The sequence below is a fragment of the Skermanella rosea genome (assembly GCF_016806835.2).
Classification (GTDB): Bacteria; Pseudomonadota; Alphaproteobacteria; order Azospirillales; family Azospirillaceae; genus Skermanella; species Skermanella rosea.
In genome coordinates this window covers 308,697-329,258 of sequence record NZ_CP086111.1, presented here as the reverse complement: position 1 = coordinate 329,258, position 20,562 = coordinate 308,697, and the positions used below count along the sequence as shown (strand labels likewise).

Annotated in this window: 17 protein-coding genes; 6 read left to right on the top strand and 11 right to left on the bottom strand. The window is 68.4% G+C overall.

The annotated features are described in order from the left end of the window. Positions 1-46: 46 nt before the first annotated feature. The gene (locus JL101_RS01550) at positions 47-2,287 is read right to left on the bottom strand and encodes a primosomal protein N' (RefSeq protein WP_203096783.1); all 2,241 of its coding nucleotides are present in this window, start codon (positions 2,285-2,287) and stop codon (positions 47-49) included. A gap of 88 nt (positions 2,288-2,375) precedes the next feature. Between JL101_RS01550 and fsa the strand changes: the two genes are divergently transcribed. From fsa to JL101_RS01535, 3 genes are all read left to right on the top strand, one after another. Continuing rightward, positions 2,376-3,047 (top strand): fructose-6-phosphate aldolase, encoded by a 672-nt coding sequence (fsa, locus tag JL101_RS01545; RefSeq protein WP_203096782.1) that lies wholly within the window; start codon positions 2,376-2,378, stop codon positions 3,045-3,047. 113 nt (positions 3,048-3,160) lie between these two features. Beyond that, the gene (locus tag JL101_RS01540; protein WP_267133544.1) at positions 3,161-3,841 is read left to right on the top strand and encodes a DUF484 family protein; all 681 of its coding nucleotides are present in this window, start codon (positions 3,161-3,163) and stop codon (positions 3,839-3,841) included. Continuing rightward, on the top strand, positions 3,820-4,785 hold the full coding sequence (locus JL101_RS01535) for a tyrosine recombinase XerC (RefSeq protein WP_203096780.1): 966 nt from the start codon (positions 3,820-3,822) through the stop codon (positions 4,783-4,785). The genes JL101_RS01540 and JL101_RS01535 overlap by 22 nt, the downstream gene beginning before the upstream one ends. Here the strand turns inward: JL101_RS01535 and JL101_RS01530 are convergent. Both JL101_RS01530 and lpdA read right to left on the bottom strand, forming a co-directional pair. Beyond that, the gene (locus tag JL101_RS01530; RefSeq protein WP_228435239.1) at positions 4,782-6,065 is read right to left on the bottom strand and encodes an MFS transporter; all 1,284 of its coding nucleotides are present in this window, start codon (positions 6,063-6,065) and stop codon (positions 4,782-4,784) included. The two genes, JL101_RS01535 and JL101_RS01530, sit on opposite strands and share 4 nt — an antisense overlap. Then, positions 6,043-7,449 (bottom strand): dihydrolipoyl dehydrogenase, encoded by a 1,407-nt coding sequence (gene lpdA / locus JL101_RS01525; protein WP_203096779.1) that lies wholly within the window; start codon positions 7,447-7,449, stop codon positions 6,043-6,045. Before lpdA ends, JL101_RS01530 begins: the two co-directional genes overlap by 23 nt. A 306-nt stretch (positions 7,450-7,755) precedes the next feature. Here lpdA and JL101_RS01520 point away from each other — a divergent pair, with 306 nt between their 5' ends. Together JL101_RS01520 and JL101_RS01515 are read left to right on the top strand one after the other, a co-directional pair. Further along, on the top strand, positions 7,756-8,574 hold the full coding sequence (locus tag JL101_RS01520) for a hypothetical protein (protein ID WP_203096778.1): 819 nt from the start codon (positions 7,756-7,758) through the stop codon (positions 8,572-8,574). A gap of 81 nt (positions 8,575-8,655) precedes the next feature. Next, entirely contained in the window at positions 8,656-9,237 is a 582-nt protein-coding gene (locus tag JL101_RS01515; RefSeq protein ID WP_203096777.1) for a hypothetical protein, read from the top strand. A gap of 20 nt (positions 9,238-9,257) precedes the next feature. Here JL101_RS01515 and JL101_RS01510 read toward each other — a convergent pair whose 3' ends face one another. From JL101_RS01510 to mdh, 7 genes are all read right to left on the bottom strand, one after another. Beyond that, a complete protein-coding gene (locus JL101_RS01510) occupies positions 9,258-10,043 on the bottom strand; it encodes a response regulator (RefSeq protein ID WP_203096776.1) in 786 nt (261 codons plus the stop codon). Continuing rightward, a complete protein-coding gene (locus tag JL101_RS01505; protein WP_203096775.1) occupies positions 10,040-10,513 on the bottom strand; it encodes a chemotaxis protein CheX in 474 nt (157 codons plus the stop codon). The genes JL101_RS01510 and JL101_RS01505 overlap by 4 nt, the downstream gene beginning before the upstream one ends. Positions 10,514-10,606: 93 nt before the next feature. Continuing rightward, positions 10,607-11,872, bottom strand: coding sequence for a 2-oxoglutarate dehydrogenase complex dihydrolipoyllysine-residue succinyltransferase (gene odhB, locus JL101_RS01500; RefSeq protein WP_203096774.1), 1,266 nt, complete (start codon positions 11,870-11,872; stop codon positions 10,607-10,609). 87 nt (positions 11,873-11,959) lie between these two features. Next, positions 11,960-14,896 carry a 2-oxoglutarate dehydrogenase E1 component gene (locus tag JL101_RS01495; protein ID WP_203096773.1) on the bottom strand — a complete coding sequence of 979 codons (2,937 nt, stop codon included), beginning with the start codon at positions 14,894-14,896 and terminating at the stop codon, positions 11,960-11,962. Positions 14,897-14,992: 96 nt separating this feature from the next. Continuing rightward, complete coding sequence (sucD, locus tag JL101_RS01490) at positions 14,993-15,868, bottom strand: succinate--CoA ligase subunit alpha (protein ID WP_202680647.1); 876 nt, start codon at positions 15,866-15,868, stop codon at positions 14,993-14,995. Continuing rightward, entirely contained in the window at positions 15,869-17,065 is a 1,197-nt protein-coding gene (gene sucC / locus JL101_RS01485) for an ADP-forming succinate--CoA ligase subunit beta (protein WP_203096772.1), read from the bottom strand. A 225-nt stretch (positions 17,066-17,290) separates the two neighbouring features. Next, positions 17,291-18,256, bottom strand: a complete 966-nt coding sequence (mdh, locus tag JL101_RS01480; RefSeq protein ID WP_201074573.1) for a malate dehydrogenase — start codon at positions 18,254-18,256, stop codon at positions 17,291-17,293. A gap of 279 nt (positions 18,257-18,535) precedes the next feature. Here mdh and JL101_RS01475 point away from each other — a divergent pair, with 279 nt between their 5' ends. Beyond that, the gene (locus JL101_RS01475; RefSeq protein ID WP_203096771.1) at positions 18,536-18,937 is read left to right on the top strand and encodes a hypothetical protein; all 402 of its coding nucleotides are present in this window, start codon (positions 18,536-18,538) and stop codon (positions 18,935-18,937) included. Between the two features lie 304 nt (positions 18,938-19,241). Here the strand turns inward: JL101_RS01475 and JL101_RS01470 are convergent, their stop codons facing one another. Further along, entirely contained in the window at positions 19,242-20,489 is a 1,248-nt protein-coding gene (locus JL101_RS01470; protein ID WP_228435238.1) for a DUF2336 domain-containing protein, read from the bottom strand. Positions 20,490-20,562 lie beyond the last annotated feature (73 nt).

The following is a 20,562-nucleotide window of genomic DNA, read 5'->3' as shown; positions in this document are numbered from 1 at the left end:
GTTTGCCTATAACACTTTCGATGGATCGAATGCAATCGCAGGCGCCCTATAGAAAGCTGTAGGGGTCGATATCCACCTGCACCCTCACCGTCCCCGGCACCTCCACCCGCGCCAGCCAATCGGCGATCAGCGGCTGGACCGACACGGCGCGGGGCGCCTTCAGCAGCAGCCTCCGCCGGTGCCGGCCGCGCAACAGGGCATAGGGCGCCGGCGCGGGTCCCAGCACCTGGACGGTCTCGGAGCGCGGCGCCGCACGCCCCAGGGCGCGAGCGACGGCCTCCACCGCCCCCTCCTCCTCGCCGGACACGATCAGCGCGGCCAGCCGGCCGAACGGCGGCATGGCGTGGACATGGCGCTCCTCCGCCTCGCGCTCGTAGAACGAATCCCGGTCGCCCGACACCAGCGCCTGGAGCACCGGATGCTCCGGCATGTAGGTCTGGAGGAAGACCCGCCCCGGGCGCTCCGCCCGCCCCGCCCGGCCCGCGACCTGCTGGAGCAGCTGGTACGTCCGCTCGGCCGCGCGCAGGTCGCCGCCGCCGAGCCCCAGGTCGGCATCGACCACGCCGACCAGCGTCAGCATGGGGAAATGGTGGCCCTTCGCCATCACCTGGGTGCCGATCAGCAGGTCGATCTCGTGGTCCTGGACGCGGCGGACCATCTCGCGGATCGCGTGCGGGCCGACCAGGCTGTCGCTGGTCATCAGGGCGGTGCGCTGGTCGGGGAACAGCTGGGTCACCTCCTCGGCGATCCGCTCCACGCCGGGACCGCAGGCGGTCAGCGAGCCCTCGGCGCCGCAGGAGGGGCAAACGTCCAGCAGCTTCACCGTGAAGTCGCAGTGGTGGCATTGCAGCTTTCCGGCCAGGCGGTGCTCGACCAGCCAGGCCGTGCAGTTCGGGCATTGCAGCCGATGGCCGCAGTTGCGGCACAGGGTCAGCGGCGCATAGCCCCGCCGGTTGAGGAACAGCATTCCCTGTTCCCCCGCGGAGAAGGTCTCGGTCAAGGCCTGGACGAGCGACGGCGCGAGCCAGCGGTTGCGCGGCGGCCGGTCGAGCCGCAGGTCGATCAGCTTCATCTCCGGCATGCTGGCGCCGCCGTGGCGGGCCGGCAGGTCGATCCGGCCGTAGCGGTGGGACTCGGCGTTGATCGCCGATTCGAGCGACGGCGTCGCCGAGACCAGGACGATCGGGATGCCGGCCAGGTGCGCCCGGGCCACCGCCATGTCGCGGGCATTGTAGATCACCCCGTCCTCCTGCTTGAACGAGGGGTCGTGCTCCTCGTCGATCAGGATCAGGCCCAGCTCGGGATAGGGCAGGAACAGAGCTGACCTCGCCCCCACCACCACGCGCGCGGCGCCGGTCGCCACGTCGCGCCAGGTGGCGCGCCGCTGGGCGCCGGACAGGTCGCTGTGCCATTGGTGCGGCGGCGCTCCGAAGCGGAGGGCGAACCGCTCCAGCCACTGGGCCGACAGGGCGATCTCCGGCAGCAGGACCAGCACCTGCCTGCCGGCCTCCAGCGCCGCCGCGATCCCCTCGAAATAGACCTCCGTCTTCCCCGACCCGGTGACGCCGTCCAGCAGGGTGGCGCTGAAGGCGTCGGCCGCGACGCGGGCGCGCAGGGCCGCGGCCCCGGCCGCCTGCTCGCCCGACAGATGGGGGCCGGGAAGGCTCCAGTCCGGCAGCGGCAGGTCGCGGGTGGGATGCAGCAGCACCGGTTCCAGCACCCCGGCGTCGGCCAGTCCGCGGACCACGCCGACGCCGCATCCGGCATCCAGCGCCAGCTCGGCCGGGGGACGCGGCGGCCCGTCGGCCAGCAGGTCGAGCACCCGCCGCCGGGCCGGGGTCATGCGCAGCTCGGCCAGCCGCCCGGGATCGCCCAGGCGATAGGCGGTCACCGGCTTGGGCGGTTCCATGCCGCCGATCGCGCTCAGGGCCATGCGCAGGACGGCACCGGGCGGCGCCATGGTGTAGGCCGCCACCCAGTCGATGAAGCGCCGCTGGACTTCCGGCATCGGCGGCACGTCGAACCGCTGGGCGATCGGCCGCAGCTTTCCGTCGGCGACCTCGCCCGCACCCGGTCCCCAGACGACGCCCAGCAGGTGGCGGGGGCCGAGCGGCACCTCGACATAATCGCCGGGCGCCACGTCGAGCCCGGCCGGCACCTTGTAGTCGTACGCCTCCGGCAAGGGCAGCGGCAGCAGCACGGAGACCCGCTTCGGAGCCGATGGCCGCGCCTCCCAGCCGTCGCCGAAATCGAATCCGGGGGCGGAACTGGAACCCTGATCCACCATGGGCTAGAGTGTTCCCGAGTTTCCGGGCCGGCTGCCGCGCAGGCGCCCGCCGCAATCGCCGCTTCGCTCAATCAAGGATCTTTTCCTGATGAAGTTCTTCATCGATACCGCAGACCTCGCCGAAATCCGGGACCTCGCCGATACCGGCCTCCTGGACGGTGTTACCACCAACCCGTCCCTGGTCGCCAAGTCCGGCCGCAACTTCATCGAGCTGGTCAAGGAAATCTGCCAGATCGTACCCGGCCCGGTGAGCGCCGAGGTCGCCGCGATCGATTTCGACACGATGCTGGCCGAGGGCAAGTACCTGGCGACCCTGGCGCCGAACATCGCGGTCAAGGTGCCGCTGACCCCGGCCGGGCTGAAGGTCTGCAACATCCTGTCGTCCGGCGGCACGATGGTCAATGTCACCTTGTGCTTCTCCGCCGCGCAGGCGCTGCTGGCGGCCAAGGCCGGCGCCACCTTCATCTCCCCCTTCGTCGGCCGGCTGGACGACATCGGTTATGACGGGCTGTCGCTGATCTCCGACATCGTGCAGATCTACGACCAGTATCCCGGCATCACCACCGAAGTGCTCGTCGCCTCGATCCGCCACCCGATCCACATCACCGAGAGCGCCAAGATGGGCGCCCACGTCGCGACCATGCCGCCGTCGGTGCTGCGCCAGCTGTTCAAGCATCCCCTGACCGAGAAGGGCCTGGACCAGTTCGTCGCCGATTGGGCGGGCACTGGACAGACGATTCTGGACAAGGCCGCCGAGTAGGCTCACAACGTTAACGCCTGATGGAGTAAGTTCCGCTTGGAACGGGCATGGGGTTCGACAATGGGAGAGGGCCGACGCTGATGGCTCGGGAAACCGGACATAGCCAAAGGACGATGGACGCGCTGACTGCTGAGGATGTCGCGGCATATCTGCGCGAGCATCCCGATTTCCTGGCCCAGCACGCCGACCTTGTCCAGCACCTGACGCCTCCCGCCATGGCGCACGGCAAGGGGGTGGTGGATTTCCAGTACTTCATGGTCGAGCGGCTTCGGGGCGAGGTCGGGCGCCTGAAGGAGCAGCAGCGGGAGCTGATCACCACCACCCGCGCCAACATCAACAACCAGAACCGGATCCATGCCGCCGTGCTGTTCCTGCTGGACGCACGGTCCTTCGAGCAGCTGATCCAGACCATCACGACGGATCTGGCGGTCCTGTTGGATCTTGACGTCGCCGGCCTGGCGGTGGAGGCGAACGGCGACGACCGGCCGCACGTACACACCTCGGGCGTACGGGTGGTCGAGGCGGGTACGGTCGACGGGTGGCTGGGCAAGCGCGACGTGATGCTTTATTCCGACACCCGCGGCGACCCGGCGATCTTCGGCGCCGCGGCCGGGCTGGTACGCTCGCAGGCGCTGATCCGCATCCAGGTCAGCGAGGATACGCCGCCGGGGCTGCTCGCCTTCGGCAGCCGCGATCCCGACATGTTCCATTCCGGCCAGGGGACCGAACTGGTCTGCTTCCTGGGCCGGGTGATCGAGCGCAGCATCCGGGCATGGCTCGACCTGCCGGAGTAATCGGCTTCTCCTGCGCCGAGGACGTCACGGCGGCGATCGCCGCGTGGCGCCGCTGGCTGGAGATGGAGAAGCGCGTCTCGCGCCACACGCTGACGGCGTACACCGCCGATCTGTCGGGATTCCTGGAATTCCTGACCGGGTATCATGGCCGCCCGCCGGCGCTGAACGACCTCAGCGCCGCCCGGCTGATGGATTTCCGCGCCTGGCTGGCCCGCCAGGCGGCGGATGGCCTGGGCACGGCGAGCCGGGCGCGGGCGCTGTCGGGCATCCGCAACTTCTTCCGCTGGCTCGACCGCAGCGGACGGATGCACAACGCCGCGGTCGGCTTGATCCGGGCGCCCAAGCTGCCCGACCGGCTGCCCAAGCCCCTCACGGTGGCCGACGCCGCGGCATTGCTGCCCAACGCCGAGGCCTGGGCCAACGAGCCCTGGGTCGGCAAGCGCGACCGCGCGCTGTTCACCCTGCTCTATGGCTGCGGCCTGCGCATCGACGAGGCGTTGAGCCTGAACCGGCGCGACATGCCGGCCGACGATACCCTGATGGTGACGGGCAAGGGCAGCAAGCAGCGCATGGTGCCGGTGCTGCCGGTGGTGCGCGACGCCCTGGCCGAGTATGTCGCCGCCTGTCCCTACGCCCTGCCCGCGGACGGCCCGCTGTTCGTCGGGGTGCGCGGCGGCCGGCTCCGGGCCGGCATCGCCCAGAAGCAGATGCGGGAGATCCGGCATCTGATGGGCCTGCCCGACACCGCGACGCCCCATGCCCTGCGCCACAGCTTCGCGACCCATCTGCTGGCCGACGGCAGCGACCTTCGCGCGATCCAGGACCTGCTCGGCCACGCCTCCCTGTCCAGCACCCAGCGCTATACCGAGGTGGACGCGGACCAGATGCTCGGCGTCTACGAGAGCGCCCATCCCCGCGCCCGCAGGAAGCCCGCGGGAGACTAGCGCTTTCCGCCGTCTCTCCCGCCACTTCCCATGTCGCCCAGGACGAGCAGCGCCACCGGCCCCAGCGCGACCACCAGTCCCTGCGAGACGAAGGCCAGACCCCAGGCCAGGTGGCTCTCCCCGCCGCCTGCCGCGTCCAGGACCACCCCGAACATCACCGAGCCCACGAAGGCCGCCCCGAAGCCGAGGAAGGAGTGGACCGCCATGGTGGCGCCCCGCCGGCCCGGCAGGGCGTTGGTGACGGCGCCGACGGTCAGCGACGCGCTGTCGGCGGTCACCGTGACACCGTAGAGCGCGACGACGCAGACCGCCAGCCAGAACGGCAGGCTCGCCGAGAAACCGACGCCGCAGGCCAGCAGCGCCGACCCCGCCATGATCGCGACCAGGACGCGGCGCCGGCCGTAACGGGTGGCGGCCTCGTTGCCGAGGATGCTGGCCGGAAGCCCCAGTAGCAGGATGACGGTGCCCAGCGTCGTGACCACCGCCGGGACGGTCCCGTCGGGCACGGTCCCGGCGCTGGTCGCGAAGGCGAAGGCGAGGAAGGCCACCAGCCAGGCCCGCAGGCCGAACAGTTCGTAGCAGTGCGCCGAATAGGCCAGGATGTAGCCCATGGCCGCCCGGTGGCGCAGCACGGGCCGGAAATCGAGCAGCGCGGTCTCTGCCGCCACAGGACGCTCGGCCGGTGCCCGGGGGATCCCCCACCAGGCGAGGGCCAGTGCCGCGGCGGTCGCCGCCGCGGAGGCCAGGAAGGCCGCCCGCCAGCCGAACTCCGCCCCCGCCAGCCCGGCGATCAGCACGGAGGCGCTGGAGCCCAGCGCGTAGCTGGCCGTGTAGAAGGACAGGTAGCGCCCCTGGCGCGGACCCGCCGTATGGTCGGACAGGATGCGCAGCCCCGGCATGTAGGTTCCGGCCAGCCCCACGCCGCCCAGCGCCCTGAACAGCATGGCGGTCCAGAACCCGTCCGCGAACAGCGCGAAGCCCAGCAGCGCCAGAGCCGCCAGCGCCGTCGAGAACAGGTATATCCGCCGGGGATCGATCCGGTCGGTCAGGGTGACCAGGACCGGCACGGCGGCGACGTAGCCGCCGTGGAACACGCCGTTGATCCAGCCGGCCTCCACCGTGCCCAGGCGCCACTCCGCGAAGAAGGTCGGCAGCAGCGCCGGGAAGCTCATGGTGCCGGCCATGCCGAGCACCTCGGCAAGGCACAGCACCAGGGCCAGCCGGCCGGGAGAGGACCTCCCGGCCGCCGGCTCCGACTTACATGTGGAGGGGTCGGCCATCCACCGCCAGGGCCGCTTCCTTGACCGCCTCGTTCAGGGTCGGGTGGGCGTGGCAGGTCCGCGCGATGTCCTCGGCGGACGCACCGAACTCCATCGCCAGCGCCAGCTCGGCGATCAGGTCGCCGGCGCTGGCGCCGACGATGTGGACGCCCAGCACGCGGTCGGTCGCGGCGTCGGCCAGCATCTTCACGAAGCCTTCGGTCATGCCCAGGGCGCGGGCGCGGCCGTTGGCGGTGAAGGGGAACTTGCCGACCTTGTACTTGACGCCCGCGGCCTTCAGCTGCTCCTCCGTCTTGCCGACGGTGGAGGCCTCCGGCCAGGTATAGACCACGCCGGGGATGGCGTCGTAGTTGATGTGGGCCGACTGGCCCGCGATCAGCTCGGCCACCGCGACGCCCTCGTCCTCGGCCTTGTGGGCCAGCATCTGCCCCTCGATCACGTCGCCGATGGCATAGATGCCGGGGACGTTGGTCTCCCAGTGGTGGGAGGTGACGATCCGGCCGCGCTGGTTGATCTCGACGCCCATCTCCTCCAGGCCCAGCCCGGCGGTATAGGGCCGGCGGCCGATCGCGACCAGGACGACGTCGGCCTCGATCTGCTGGGCCTCGCCGCCCTTGGACGGCTCGACCGTCAGGGTGACGCCCGCGTTGCCCACCGCGGCCGCCGTGACCTTGGTGTTCAGCTTGAAGGTCATGCCCTGCTTGCCCAGGATGCGCTGCATCTGCTTGGACACTTCGCCGTCCATGCCCGGCAGGATCCGGTCCAGGAACTCGATCACGGTGACCTCGGCGCCCAGCCGGCCCCAGACCGAGGCCATCTCCAGCCCGATCACGCCGCCGCCGATCACCGCGAAGCGCTTGGGCACCTCGGCCAGTTCCAGCGCGCCGGTGGAGGTGACGATGCGCTGCTCGTCGACCTCGACGCCGGGGACCGGCATCGATTCCGAACCGGTGGCGATGATGATGTTCTTGGCGCCGACGGTCTCGCTGCCGCCGTCGCCCTCGATCGTCACCTCGTTCCTGGCGGTGATGCGGCCGCGGCCCTTCAGCCAGTCGACCTTGTTCTTCTTGAACAGGAACTCGATGCCCTTGGTGTTGTCCTCGACGACCTTGTTCTTGTTGGCCATCATCACGGGCAGGTCCAGCTCGACGGAACCCAGCTTGATGCCGTGCGACGCGAAGCTGTGCTTGGCTTCCTCGAACTTTTCCGAACTGGTGAGCAGCGCCTTGGACGGGATGCAGCCTACATTGAGGCAAGTCCCCCCCAGCGTCTTGCGCATTTCCACGCAGGCCGTCTTCAGGCCGAGCTGAGCTGCGCGGATCGCGGCGACGTATCCGCCGGGACCGCCGCCGATGACTACAACGTCGTAGGTTTTCTCAGGCATTTTTCTTCTTCGCCTCCGTGGGCAGCTCGCGAGCGTGGCCGTGCTTTGCGGATGCGATTTATGGCCTCTCGGGCGGCCCGTGGCAATCGTCGTGACTGTCACAAGTCCATGGAAATGCCCGAAAACCCTGATATCCACGACACTTGGCGACACGCAGGGCAGCTGCGCGGCGATGGGTCGCACGGTCCCCCCGGGTGGCGCGGCACCACCGTAAATCTTCCTTAACCCGATCGGCGCTCATCATGCTGGCGCTATAGGACGGAGCGCATAAGACGTCGCTTTCCGGCAGACATTTGAAGCAAGAACATGGCCGACGAGACGTTCCATCAGACCCAGCATGATCTGGCGCGGACGCTGATCCGTACCTTCTACGAGGCGCTGGCGGTCCAGTTCGAGCGCAAGGACCACATCACCCGCGACGAGCTCGACCGAGCCTTCACCCTGATCGAGGGATTCTGGCCGAAGACGCTGCCCGCCTTCAAGGCCAACTGCCGGCTGTGCCTGGACAAGCATGGCGCCCGCGCCTACAACCCCGACGCCCGCCGTAAGGATTTCCTGACCCGTTTCGTCTTCTCGCTGCTGATCACCAGCATCCCGTCCCGCATGGACCCGATCAGCGGCAAGCACTTCCCCCAGGTCATCGTCCGCGGCATCCAGCGCAACGTCACGACCCTGTTCAGCAATGCCGAGTACGAGATGCTGAACAGCCAGGCCCAGGCGATCTTCGCCACCATCGGGACCGACGACGATACCCAGATGTGGCCGCTGATCCGGGCGGACGAGACCATGAGCATGCTGGCGGACAAGATCTTCATCCGCATGCTGCTGCGCTTCAGGCAGTTCAACCACCAGCGCCAGACCTTCACCGCCGCGATCGTCGGCAGCATCGAGGCCAATGTCTACAAATTCACCGACCAGGACTTCTGCACCGTCTTCGAGGCGATGTTCAGCCGCTACGAGGCCCTGATCCGCACTCCAGAGGGGCGGATCAAGATGGACGTCTATTACGGGGACGGCACGGCGGACGGGATCTCCAGCATCTTCTTCTCCTTCGAGCAGTTCAAGAAGGACCTCGCCGCGCGCGAAGGCCGGACGAAGGGAATGCTGTCGGCCCGGCGCCGGTGACTCTCGTCCAATTTTGGTAGGTTTTTATTAACCATACAGCCGTCATTCTCCCTCTGGTTGATTTGCCAGTTCGGGGAACCCATGACCTGCATCGTTGGATTGATCGAAGGCCGCCGCGTATGGATGGGCGGCGACAGCGCCGGAGTTTCCGGTTTGGACATCACCGTGCGCGCCGACCCCAAGGTCTTCCGCAACGGCGACTTCCTGATCGGCTTCACCAGTTCGTTCCGCATGGGCCAGTTGCTGGCGTTCCGGCTGCGTCCGCCGAAGCGGCCCGAAGGGATGGACGTGTTCCGCTTCATGGTCACCGACTTCGTGGACGAGGTCCGGAACTGCCTCAAGGAGGGCGGCTACGCCCAGCGCAACAACGACGCCGAGCAGGGCGGCAGCTTCCTGGTAGCCTACGAGGGCCGGCTGTTCTCGATCCAGAGCGACTATCAGGTCTGCGAGACGACCCGCGGCTTCCACGCGATCGGCTGCGGCGCCGACTATGCGCTGGGTTCGCTGGCCTCCACCACCGGCCAGCCGGCCGAGCAGCGCGTCCGCAAGGGGCTGGAATGCGCCGAACTGCTGAACGGCGGCGTCCGCGCGCCCTTCCGCATCGAGTACCTGGACTCCGAGGAGGACAACCTGACCCTGCCGCTGCTCAGCGCCGTGGCATAGCCCGGTTCGGAAGGCCCGGTTCAGAAGATGGTCTGGCCGTGACCGACATATTGCGGCGCCATGACGCGGAAGCGTGACCAGACCTTCTTGAGGTTGGGCTGCTGGACGGGCTTGAGCAGGTAGTCGTCGGCCCCCAGCGACCGCGCGTCGCGCACGGTCTCCATGGACGCGTCCGACGTCACCATCACCACATAGGCGTCGCGCCGCAGCGCCTTGATCGCCTTCAGCGCCTGGATGCCCGTCATGTCCGGCATGTGGACGTCCAGGAAGACGATGTCGAAATATTCCCGGTTGCAGGCCTCGACCGCCATCCGGCCGTCGTCGGCGCCGGTCACCATGCTCTCGATCCCCAGCAGGTCGAGCCCGCGCTTCAGCAGCGCCTGGCCGGTGCGGCTGTCGTCCGCGGTCAGCACCGCGAAGGGACGTCGGACCTCCTCCAGGCTGGTCATGATCCGGTTCAGCGACCCGGCGCTGATCGGCTTGGTCACGAAGCCCTGGGCGCCGTAGTCCTGCGCGGTCCCGCTGGCCGCGGCGCTGGTGTCCGACGAGATCATGAAGACCAGCGCGCAAGCGTCGTAGGACCGGATCGCGCGCAGCGTCTGCAACCCGTCGAGGCCCGGCATGTGGATGTCGAGCAATACGAGGTCGTACCGCCGCGTGCGGTAGGCGGCCAGCGCGTCGGTCCCGTTGTCCACCTCGGTGAACTGGAAGCTGGTGCCCGGCCAGACGAAATTGCCCTTGATGAGCGCTCGCATGGCCCGTGAGTCATCGGCCAGCAGGACTTGGACCTTGGCGGGAAGCTTCACGGCTCGCCGTCCCGATGATCGATGATTTGAACCACGATGAACCGCCCCAGGAATGGATGGACGAGATTAACCGCGACGCTGCCCGCGGGGGATGCGGTATGGTGGCCCACCGCCTCGGGCCCGCGCTCGGCCACGGACGGCAGGGACAGGACGGCGGCGCCGCGGACCAGGCCCTTCACGTTTCCCGCGACCGTGTTGCACAGTTCGGCCACCACGTCGGTCCGTTCGGCGGGCGTGGTTTCCTCGGCGGGGATGCCGAACAGCGCGGAGGCGAGGCAGGCCGCCAGCGGCGACGGCACCCGGAAGGCGACCGTCCCGCTCCAGGCGCCGGACAGCTTGGCCTGGGCCAGCACCACCCGGGCGTCGGTCCGGCTCAGCGCCGGCGACGGCGGCTCCGGAAACGACGCCAGGGCCTCGGCGACGAAGTCGGTGACCACCTCCTCGGTGATGCCGTGCTCCAGAGCGTTCATGCTGCCTTCCGCCCCTGCCCGATGGGGATAAAACGACGCCCCGGCCATGGGAGCGGCCGGGGCGTGGACTTCTCTTGCGCGGCGAGGCGTCGATCAGACGTCCAGCAGGATGCGCTGCGGGTCCTCGATGCACTCCTTGACGCGGACCAGGAAGGTGACCGCTTCCTTGCCGTCGATGATGCGGTGGTCGTAGCTCAGCGCCAAGTACATCATCGGCCGGGCCTCGATCTTGCCGTTGACCACCATCGGGCGTTCCATGGTCTTGTGCATGCCCAGGATGGCCGACTGCGGCGGGTTGATGATCGGGGTCGACATCAGCGAGCCGTAGACGCCGCCGTTGGAGATCGTGAAGGTGCCGCCCGACAGCTCCTCCATGGACAGCTTGCCGTCCCTCGCCTTCTTGCCGAGGGCGCCGATGGTCTTCTCGACCCCGGCGAAGTTCAGCTTGTCGGCGTCGCGAACCACCGGAACCACCAGGCCGCTCGGCGTGCCGACGGCGACGCCGATGTCATAGTAGTTCTTGTAGATGATGTCGGTGCCCTCGATCTCGGCGTTGACCGCCGGGAGCTCCTGGAGCGCCGTGATGCAGGCCTTCACGAAGAACGACATGAAGCCCAGCTTGACGCCGTGCTTCTTCTCGAACACGTCCTTGTAGGAATTGCGCACGGCCAGCAGGTTGGTCATGTCCACCTCGTTGAAGGTGGTCAGCATGGCCGCGGTGTCCTGGGCCTCCTTCAGCCGCTCGGCGATGCGCTGGCGCAGGCGCGTCATGCGGACGCGCTCCTCCTGGGCGGCGCGGGCGCGCGGGCCGGCCGGAACGGCGGGCTTCGGCGCCGGCTTGGCCGCGGGGGCCGGAGCGGGAGCGGCCGGCATCTGGGTCGGACGGCTCTCCAGGTAGCGCAGCACGTCTTCCTTGGTCAGGCGGCCGTCCTTGCCGGTCGCCGTGATGTCCGCCGCCTTCAGCTTGTTGTCGTCGATCAGCTTGCGCACCGCCGGGGACAGGGTGTCGTGCTGCTCGGCGGCCGGGGCGGCGGGAGCCGCCGGCGCGGGGGCGGGGGCCGGGGCGGGCTCGGCCTTGGCTTCGGGCTTCGATTCCGCCGGCTTGGCGGCCGGGGCGCCGGCGCCGTCGGACAGGGTGCCCAGCAGGGCCCCGACCTCGACCGTGGCGCCTTCCTCGGCGACGATCTCGGCCAGCGTGCCGGCGGAGGTGGCGTTGACCTCCAGCGTGACCTTGTCGGTTTCCAGTTCCAGCAGGGGCTCGTCCATGGCGACCGAGTCGCCAACCTTCTTCAGCCACTTCGCGACGGTGGCTTCGCTGACCGATTCACCGAGGACGGGGACCGTGATTTCCAGGGCCATGATTTCAAACCTTTTTATGTGAGCGGTTCGCTCGGTTTTGTTGGGAGATGCGGGGGCGGCCGCAGGACGGCGCCCCCGCAGGTCCGGTTACTTGACGGTCAGCGCCTCGTCGACGAGCTGCGCCTGCTCGCGGTTGTGCCGCTTCAGCAGGCCGGTCGCCGGGGAGGCCGCCTCGATGCGGCCGGCATAGAGCGGACGGCTCGCCTTGAGCTGGGCCGCCACCATGCAGTCCTCGAGCCGGCGGTCGATGAAGGTCCAGGCCCCCATGTTGCGCGGCTCTTCCTGGCACCAGACCACGTCGGCGTTGGCGTAGCGGGACAGCTCGCGGGTCAGCGAGGTGCGCGGGAACGGGTAGAGCTGCTCCAGCCGGACGATCGCCACGTCCTTGATGCCCCGCGTCTCGCGCTCCTGCAGCAGGTCGTAATAGACCTTGCCGGTGCACAGCACGACCCGCTTGACCTGGTCGTCGGCGACCAGCTCGTACGGCTCGCTCAGGATGCGGTGGAACGAGGTGCCGGGACCGAAATCCTCCAGCTTCGACACCGCCAGCTTGTGGCGCAGCAGCGACTTCGGCTCGAACACGACCAGCGGCTTGCGGAAGTCGCGGCGGACCTGCCGGCGCAGCGCGTGGAAATAGTTGGCCGGCGTCGTGCAGTTCAGGATCTGCCAGTTGTCCTCGCCGCACATCTGCAGGTACCGCTCCAGCCGGGCGGAGCTGTGCTCCGGCCCCTGCCCCTCGTAGCCGTGGGGCAGCAGCATCACCAGGCCGGACATGCGCAGCCACTTGGACTCGCCCGAGCTGATGAACTGGTCGATGATCACCTGGGCGCCGTTGGCGAAGTCGCCGAACTGCGCCTCCCAGATCACCAGTTCGTGCGGCTCGGCCAGCGAGACGCCGTACTCGAAGCCCAGCACCGCCGCTTCCGACAGCGGGCTGTCGTGGACCTCGTAGATCGCCTGGCCTTCCCGGATGTTGTTGAGCGGGATGAAGCGCTCCTCGGTCTCCTGGTCGACCAGCACCGAGTGCCGCTGGGAGAAGGTGCCGCGGCCGACGTCCTGGCCGGACAGCCGGACCGGCGTGCCCTCGACGCACAGGGTGCCGAACGCCAGTGCCTCGGCGGTCGCCCAGTCGATGCCCTCGCCGCTCTCGATCGCCTGGGCCTTGGCCTTGAGCTGGCGGGCGATCTTGGAATTGATCTTGATGTGCTTCGGCTCGGTCGAGATCGCCTTGCCGACCTCGCGCAGCACGTCCAGCTCGACCGCGGTGTTGCCGCGGCGGTCGTCGCCCGACGCCGCCTCCAGGCCCGACCACTTGCCTTCCAGCCAGTCGGCGCGGTTGGGCTTGTAATGGCTGGCGACCTCGAACTCGTCCTCCAGCTTCTTGTAGAAGTCGGCGACGATCTTCTCCGACTCCTCCGCCGTGATGACGTTCTCGTCGATCAGCTTCTTCGCGTAGATCTCGCGGGTCGTGGCGTGGCTGCGGATCGCCTTGTACATCAGCGGCTGGGTGAACGCGGGCTCGTCACCCTCGTTGTGGCCGTGGCGGCGATAGCAGAACAGGTCGACGACCACGTCCTTCTTGAACTTCTGGCGGAACTCGATCGCGATCCGGGCGACGTGGACGACCGCTTCCGGGTCGTCGCCGTTGACGTGGAAGATCGGCGCCTGGATCATCTTCGCGACGTCGGTGCAGTACGGCCCCGAGCGCGAATAGCTCGGCATCGTGGTGAAGCCGATCTGGTTGTTGATGATGAAGTGGATCGTGCCGCCGACGCGATAGCCCTTCAGCTCGCTCATCATCAGCGTCTCGGCCACCAGTCCCTGGCCGGCGAAGGCGGCGTCGCCGTGCAGCAGGATGCCCAGCACCTCGTCGCGGCTCTCGTCGGTCGGCGGGACGGTGCCGCAGCGCTGGATCTGCTTGGCGCGCACGCGGCCGATCACGACCGGGTCGACCGCCTCCAGGTGCGACGGGTTCGGGCTCAGCGACAGATGGACGGAGTTGCCGTCGAAGTCGCGGTCCGAGGAGGTGCCCAGGTGGTACTTGACGTCGCCCGAGCCCTGGACGTCCTCCGGATGGGCCGAATTGCCCTGGAACTCCGAGAAGATCGCCTTGAACGGCTTGCCCATGAAGTTGGCCAGCACGTTCAGGCGGCCGCGGTGGGCCATGCCGAGCACGACCTCGCGCAGTCCAAGCTGGCCGCCGCGCTTCAGCACCTGCTCCATGGCGGGCATCAGGGCCTCGCCGCCGTCCAGGCCGAAGCGCTTGGTGCCGGTGTATTTCTTGTCGAGAAAGCGCTCGAAGTTCTCGGCCGCGGTCAGCCGCTCCAGGATCGCCTTCTTGCCGTTGACCGTGAAGTCCGTGTGGTTGCGCCCGCCCTCGATGCGCTCCTGGATCCAGGCCTTCTGGTCGGGATCCTGGATGTGCATGAACTCGACGCCGATGGTGCCGCAATAGGTCTTCTTCAGCACCTCCAGGATCTGGCGCAGCGTCGCCGTCTCCATGCCGAGGACGTTGTTGATGAAGATCGGGCGGTCCCAGTCGGCGTCGGTGAAGCCGTAGGTCTTGGGATCCAGTTCCGGATGCTGCTCGCGCTTCTCCAGCCCCAGCGGGTCCAGGGTGGCCTGGAGATGGCCGCGGACGCGGTAGACGCGGATCAGCATCAGCGCCCGCAGGCTGTCCAGCGTGGCGGCGCGGAGCTGGTCCTGGTCGATCACGGCAGCCGGCGCCGCGGCGCCGTTCGGGGCGGCGTGGCCGTTGGCCTTGGCCTGCGCCGAACCGTTCGGCTTGGCGGCGGGGGCGGGTTCCTCGCCGATCACCGCCGTGGTGTTGGGCGCCCAGCTCGCCCCGCGCAGTTCGTCCAGCACCTCCCGCGCGTCGTCGTTCAGTTCGCCGAAGAAGCTGCTCCAGCTCTGGTCGACGGACTGCGGGTCCTTGAGATAACGGGCGTACAGCTCGGCGATGAAAGTGGCGTTCGAGCCGAAAAGGAACGATGACTGATCAGGGGTCGCTGCGATCGCTGACATTTGTTAATGACGCGGGCGTTGGCGCCCGCGCCCTCTTTCTGGCAAGGGTTTACGGCTCCGACGGGCCGGTCGGGGACCGGCCCGGGCTGATCGGGATCAACCCTTCAGAGCCTTCAGCATGGTGCTGCCCAGGCTGGCCGGGCTGTCGGCAACGTGGATGCCGGCGGACTTCAGCGCCTCGACCTTGAAGTCGGCGGTGTCGTTGCCGCCGGAGATCACGGCGCCGGCATGTCCCATCCGGCGTCCCGGAGGAGCGGTGCGGCCGGCGATGAAGCCGACGACCGGCTTCTTCGTCTTGCTGTCCCTGAGGAATTCGGCTCCCTTGACCTCGGCGTCGCCGCCGATCTCGCCGATCATGATGATGCCTTCGGTCTCCGGATCGTCCAGGAACAGCTCCAGGCTGTCCACGAAGTTGGTGCCGTTGACCGGGTCGCCGCCGATGCCGATGCAGGTCGACTGCCCCAGGCCCGCCGCCGTGGTCTGCGCCACCGCTTCATATGTGAGGGTGCCGGAGCGGGAGACAACACCGATCTTGCCGCGGCGGTGGATATGGCCGGGCATGATGCCGATCTTGCACTCGTCCGGGGTGATGACGCCCGGGCAGTTCGGACCGATCAGGCGGGTCTTGGAGCCGGCCAGGGCGCGCTTGACGGTCACCATGTCGAGGACGGGGATGCCCTCGGTGATGCAGACGACAAGGGCGATCTCGGCGTCGATCGCCTCCAGGATCGCGTCGGCCGCGAACGGCGGCGGGACGTAGATCACGCTGGCGTTGGCGCCGGTCGTGTGGACCGCCTCCGCGACGGTGTCGAACACCGGCAGGTCGAGGTGCTTGGTGCCGCCCTTGCCGGGGGTCACGCCGCCGACCATCTGCGTGCCGTAGGCGATAGCCTGCTCGGAGTGGAAGGTCCCCTGCGCGCCGGTGAAGCCCTGGCAGATGACTTTCGTTTGGGAATTGACGAGGACAGCCATTTACGCCGCTTCCTTCACCGCTTTGACGACCTTTTCCGCCGCATCCGCCAGATTGTCGGCGGACAGGATGGGGAGGCCCGATTCACTGAGGATCTTCTTGCCCAGGTCGACGTTGGTGCCTTCGAGGCGGACGACCAGCGGGACATGGAGGGAGACTTCGCGGGCCGCGGCGACGACGCCCTCGGCGATCACGTCGCAGCGCATGATGCCGCCGAAGATGTTGACCAGGATGCCTTCGACGTTCTTGTCCGACAGGATCAGCTTGAACGCGGTGGTGACCCGCTCGCGCGTGGCGCCGCCGCCGACATCCAGGAAGTTGGCCGGCTCGCCGCCGTACAGCTTGATGATGTCCATGGTCGCCATCGCCAGTCCGGCGCCGTTGACCATGCAGCCGATCGAGCCGTCGAGCTTGATGTAGTTGAGGCCGTGCTTGGCGGCTTCCAGCTCGGAGGCTTCCTCCTCGTCGGCGTCGCGCAACTCCTCCACGTCCTTGTGGCGGAACAGGGCGTTGTCGTCGAAGTTCATCTTGGCGTCGAGCGCGATGATGTCGCCCGAGCCGGTCACCACCAGCGGGTTGATCTCGACGATCGAGGCGTCCAGGTCCACGAAGGCCTTGTACGTCGCCAGGATCAGCTTGACCGCGGCGTTCACCTGCTTGCCTTCCAGGCCCAGGCCGAAGGCGATCTTGCGGGCGTGGAAGCCGGAGATGCCGGTCGCCGGGTCGACCGCGACCTTCAGGATCTTCTCCGGCGTGTTGTGGGCGACCTCCTCGATCTCCATGCCGCCCTCGGTCGAGGCCATCACGGTGACGCGGGAGGTGGCGCGGTCCAGCAGCAGGCCCAGGTAAAGCTCGCGCTTGATGTCGCAGCCTTCCTCGATGTAGAGGCGCTTGACTTCCTTGCCGGCCGGGCCGGTCTGCTTGGTCACCAGGACGTGGCCGAGCATCTCCTTGGCGTTGGACGAGACGTCCTCGACGGACTTGACGACGCGGACGCCGCCCTTGCCGTCGGGATTGTCGGCGAAGCGCCCGGCACCCCGGCCGCCGGCATGGATCTGGGACTTCACCACCCAGACCGGTCCGCCCAGATCCTTCGCGACTTGCTCGGCCTCGGGAATGGTATAGGCGACGCCGCCGCGCGGCACCGACACACCGTATTTTTTCAGCAGGTTTTTGGCCTGATATTCATGAATGTTCATGGACGTCCGTCTATCTGATGGCGGCTATCTGGTGACGGGTGGCAAACGAGGCACCCCGGCTTAAGAATACCTGGCCCGTTCCGTCCGGGTTGCGGCGGTGCCGGCCGCTCAGTCTAGCACCCTCCGCGCGCCGATTGAACCGGGCTCGGCCGTACCGGCTATGCCGGGCGGCCAGTCGGGATACTAAAAAGGCCGCCCGGAGCGGCGGCCTCCCGAAGGCCGCTGTCAGGCGGACTTCTCGCTTTCCATCTTCTTGACGACCTCTACCAGGGTCTTCACGGCCCCGACCGAATGGTCGAACATGGCCTTCTCGTCGGGGTTCAGCTCGATCTCGACGATCTTCTCGACGCCGCCGGCGCCGATCACGACCGGCACGCCGACATACAGGTCGTCCACGCCGTACTGGCCGGTCAGGTGGGCCGCGACCGGCAGGACGCGCTTCTTGTCCTTCAGGTAGCTGTCCGCCATCGCGATGGCGGACGCGGCCGGGGCGTAGAAGGCCGAGCCGGTCTTCAGCAGCTTGACGATCTCGGCGCCGCCGTCGCGGGTGCGCTGGACGATCGCGTCCAGCTTCTCCTGGGTGGTCCAGCCCATCTTGACCAAGTCGGGCAGCGGGATGCCGGCGACGGTGGAGTAGCGCACCAGCGGCACCATGGTGTCGCCGTGGCCGCCCAGCACGAAGGCCGTCACGTCCTCGACCGAGACGTCGAATTCCTGGGCCAGGAAGGTGCGGAACCGCGCGCTGTCAAGCACGCCGGCCATGCCGACGACCTTGCTGGTGGGCAGGCCGGACGCCTGCTGCAGCACCCACACCATCACGTCGAGCGGGTTGGTGATGACGATGACGAAGGCATTGGGGGCGTACTTGCCGATGTTCTCGCCGACCGTCTTCATCACGCCGGTGTTGATGCCGATCAGGTCGTCACGGCTCATGCCGGGCTTGCGGGGAACGCCGGCGGTCACGATCACGACGTCGGCGCCCTCGATGATCGAGTAGTCGCTGCCGCCGACCAGCTTGGCATCGAACCCCTCGACCGGGGCGGACTGCGCGATGTCCAGCGCCTTGCCGTCCGGCATGCCTTCCGCGATGTCGAACACGGCGATGTCGCCGAGTTCCTTCAAGCCTGCCAGCAGGGCGAGCGTGCCACCGATCTGGCCGGCGCCGACGAGCGCGATCTTATTGCGTGCCATGAAGCGTTCCCCAAGTGTTGCCGAGCTTTGTTTACGAGGGAGCGAGGGTCGCTTTGGTCCGGGCCGGCCGGTCCTGAGATCGGCCCTCAAATCCGCGCGGCTACGTACTCCGATTCCGTGCCGAGGGCAAGGGGGACGGGCCGGGCATAACCGAGCGGCGGTTGAGTAGCACCCGCTCACGACCATCGCGCCGACCCTCCCCGGAATCGCGCTTCGGGAACCCGCGGACCCCGCTTAAGGTTTGGATGGTAATACCAAATTTGGCTGAGGAGAGCGCTCATGTTGACCTGGACTTCCCGCTTGTGCGGTGCGGCGGCACTGCTCGCGGCCTCGCTGCCGGTACAAGCCCAAGTGGTATCACCATCCCCCGGAACGGCGCCCGACCCGGCCTCCCGGCGGGCCCAGCCGACCCCGCCCGCCTTCACCTCCGTGACCCCGGGCTCGGATGCCGCGGAAACCTTCGAATGCAGGTCCCTGCTGACTTTGCTGCGGGTCGACATCCCCTCCTGGGAGCGCGCGACCGCCTGGTTCCAGGAACCGTTCGTCCGGGACGAGCCGACGCTCGAACAGCTCGCGGCACGGCAGCGCTGCTTCGACATCCTGGCCTCCCCGGTCGTGAGCTTCGAGGAAAACGTTCCGGTCGAGCGGCCGGTCGATCGGGTGCCGCGTCCCGGAATGTGAGCGTCGCCGGTCCCCGCGCGGGGGACCCCGGCGGTCGGCCGGAAGGCCGTTCCGGGGTGCTTCGGGGGCAGTTTCCGGTTGTGGCGGCAGATTGACGCAGTGCCCGAAAGTCGGCCGGCCGGAGGGCGTTCCAGACAGATTCGTATAGCTACGTGCGGCGCGGGCGAAACATACCGCCGGCCGAAAGGCCGTTCTGGAAATCTTCATGTTGGAGTTGCCCGCGGAAGCGCCCCGGGCCGATCCGCCCGGGGAGCCGGCACGGCATCGCCGCCCCAGGGTGAAGGAGGTCGGAGCCCGCTTGCTCCTAAAGCCTGACCCCGTAGAACTCCAATTGCCAGGTCATCTCGACCGGGGTCAGCGGATAATCCACGCCGTTGCGGGCATTCAGCAGCATGCGCGGCGGGATGTTGGCGGCGCGCGACTGGAGCTGCATGGCGCACCGCATGCTCAGGCCCGCCCGCCAGGCCAGCGCCGTGACCCCCTTGGGGCTCTGCGCGGCGATGATCTCCTCCACCAGGGACGGCGCGATGCCGGCCATCAGCGCCAGGCCCAGCTTGACGAACACCATGTCGTTCCACGACAGCGCGTCGCTGATGGCGCTCTCGTCGAGCTGTCCGACCATGAACAGCCGGCGGGCGCGGTGCTCGGGCGACTCGCCCTCGGACCTCTGGTCCAGGTAGTCGATCCGGCGCCGGGCGACGCTGACCACCTCGGCCGCGGTCTCGGCGTCCAGGTCGCGGCGCTGGCGCAGGATGGTCAGCACGTGCTGGTCGACGAACTCGGCGAGCCGGACCGCCAAGCGGCCGGGCAGCCTGGGCCGCCTGGCCAGCGGTTCCTGCCAGGACGGGCGGGCGGCCGACTGCTCGACCATGCCGGACAGGGTACTCTCCGGGATCAGGGCGCCGTGGTTGTCGAGCAACGCGGTCGATGCCTCGACGTCGCCCGTCTCGTACAAGGCCGCCGCGACCGGGCCGGAGACGCCGTCGCGCTGGGCGATCGCGCTGAGCACCCAGGATTTCGGCTGGTTGGCGATGATGCTCAGCAGGTCCTTGTCGGTCAGCGTGGCGCAGTAGTGCAGGATCGGCTCGGCGACCTCCCGCTCGACGTCGCGCGCCAGATGCGTGCAAAGGTCGGGCGGCGCGCAGGCGACGTCCTTCAGGCTGGACGCCAGCGCCTGCCGGACGCCGACCGCCTGGTCGCGCGCCAGCTGCTCCAGCGTCCTTACCGTGAGCTGAAAGAGCTGGCCCTGCGCCTCGCGCGAGAGGTCGGGCAGCAGGCGGCTCAGCTTGTCCGCCAGCAGGCGGCGCACGCTCTCGTCGTTGTCGCGCGCCAGAACCGCGCTGGCCTGAGCCGGCGCCGAGGGGTTGGCCGCCACTTCGCGGCGCACCTCCACCGCGGGATCGATCGCGAGATAGTAGAGCAGTTCCGGCCTGACATCCTCGCGCCCGGCCACCCGCGCGCGGACGGCGGTGTCCTCGCTTTGGGCCATGCGCTTCGAGGTCTCGTAATCGAGCGGGCCGTCGGCCGGCGGGTTCTGCTCTCTGCTGGGCACGATCTGTCCTGGTCTGCCGGGCGCGGCATGGGCTCGCCGCGCCGATCCCGAACCTTTATCGGCGATCAGGGTT

Bases quoted from the DNA above. Each gene is read 5' to 3' on its own strand.
- JL101_RS01495 (WP_203096773.1), bottom strand. From the start codon at position 14,896: ATGTCAGCGATCGCAGCGACCCCTGATCAGTCATCGTTCCTTTTCGGC.
- mdh (WP_201074573.1), bottom strand. From the start codon at position 18,256: ATGGCACGCAATAAGATCGCGCTCGTCGGCGCCGGCCAGATCGGTGGC.
- JL101_RS01535 (WP_203096780.1), top strand. From the start codon at position 3,820: ATGGCTCGACCTGCCGGAGTAATCGGCTTCTCCTGCGCCGAGGACGTC.
- JL101_RS01530 (WP_228435239.1), bottom strand. From the start codon at position 6,065: ATGGCCGACCCCTCCACATGTAAGTCGGAGCCGGCGGCCGGGAGGTCC.
- JL101_RS01550 (WP_203096783.1), bottom strand. From the start codon at position 2,287: ATGGTGGATCAGGGTTCCAGTTCCGCCCCCGGATTCGATTTCGGCGAC.
- JL101_RS01515 (WP_203096777.1), top strand. From the start codon at position 8,656: ATGACCTGCATCGTTGGATTGATCGAAGGCCGCCGCGTATGGATGGGC.
- JL101_RS01475 (WP_203096771.1), top strand. From the start codon at position 18,536: ATGTTGACCTGGACTTCCCGCTTGTGCGGTGCGGCGGCACTGCTCGCG.
- sucC (WP_203096772.1), bottom strand. From the start codon at position 17,065: ATGAACATTCATGAATATCAGGCCAAAAACCTGCTGAAAAAATACGGT.
- JL101_RS01540 (WP_267133544.1), top strand. From the start codon at position 3,161: ATGGACGCGCTGACTGCTGAGGATGTCGCGGCATATCTGCGCGAGCAT.
- sucD (WP_202680647.1), bottom strand. From the start codon at position 15,868: ATGGCTGTCCTCGTCAATTCCCAAACGAAAGTCATCTGCCAGGGCTTC.
- JL101_RS01505 (WP_203096775.1), bottom strand. From the start codon at position 10,513: ATGAACGCTCTGGAGCACGGCATCACCGAGGAGGTGGTCACCGACTTC.
- JL101_RS01520 (WP_203096778.1), top strand. From the start codon at position 7,756: ATGGCCGACGAGACGTTCCATCAGACCCAGCATGATCTGGCGCGGACG.
- odhB (WP_203096774.1), bottom strand. From the start codon at position 11,872: ATGGCCCTGGAAATCACGGTCCCCGTCCTCGGTGAATCGGTCAGCGAA.
- fsa (WP_203096782.1), top strand. From the start codon at position 2,376: ATGAAGTTCTTCATCGATACCGCAGACCTCGCCGAAATCCGGGACCTC.
- lpdA (WP_203096779.1), bottom strand. From the start codon at position 7,449: ATGCCTGAGAAAACCTACGACGTTGTAGTCATCGGCGGCGGTCCCGGC.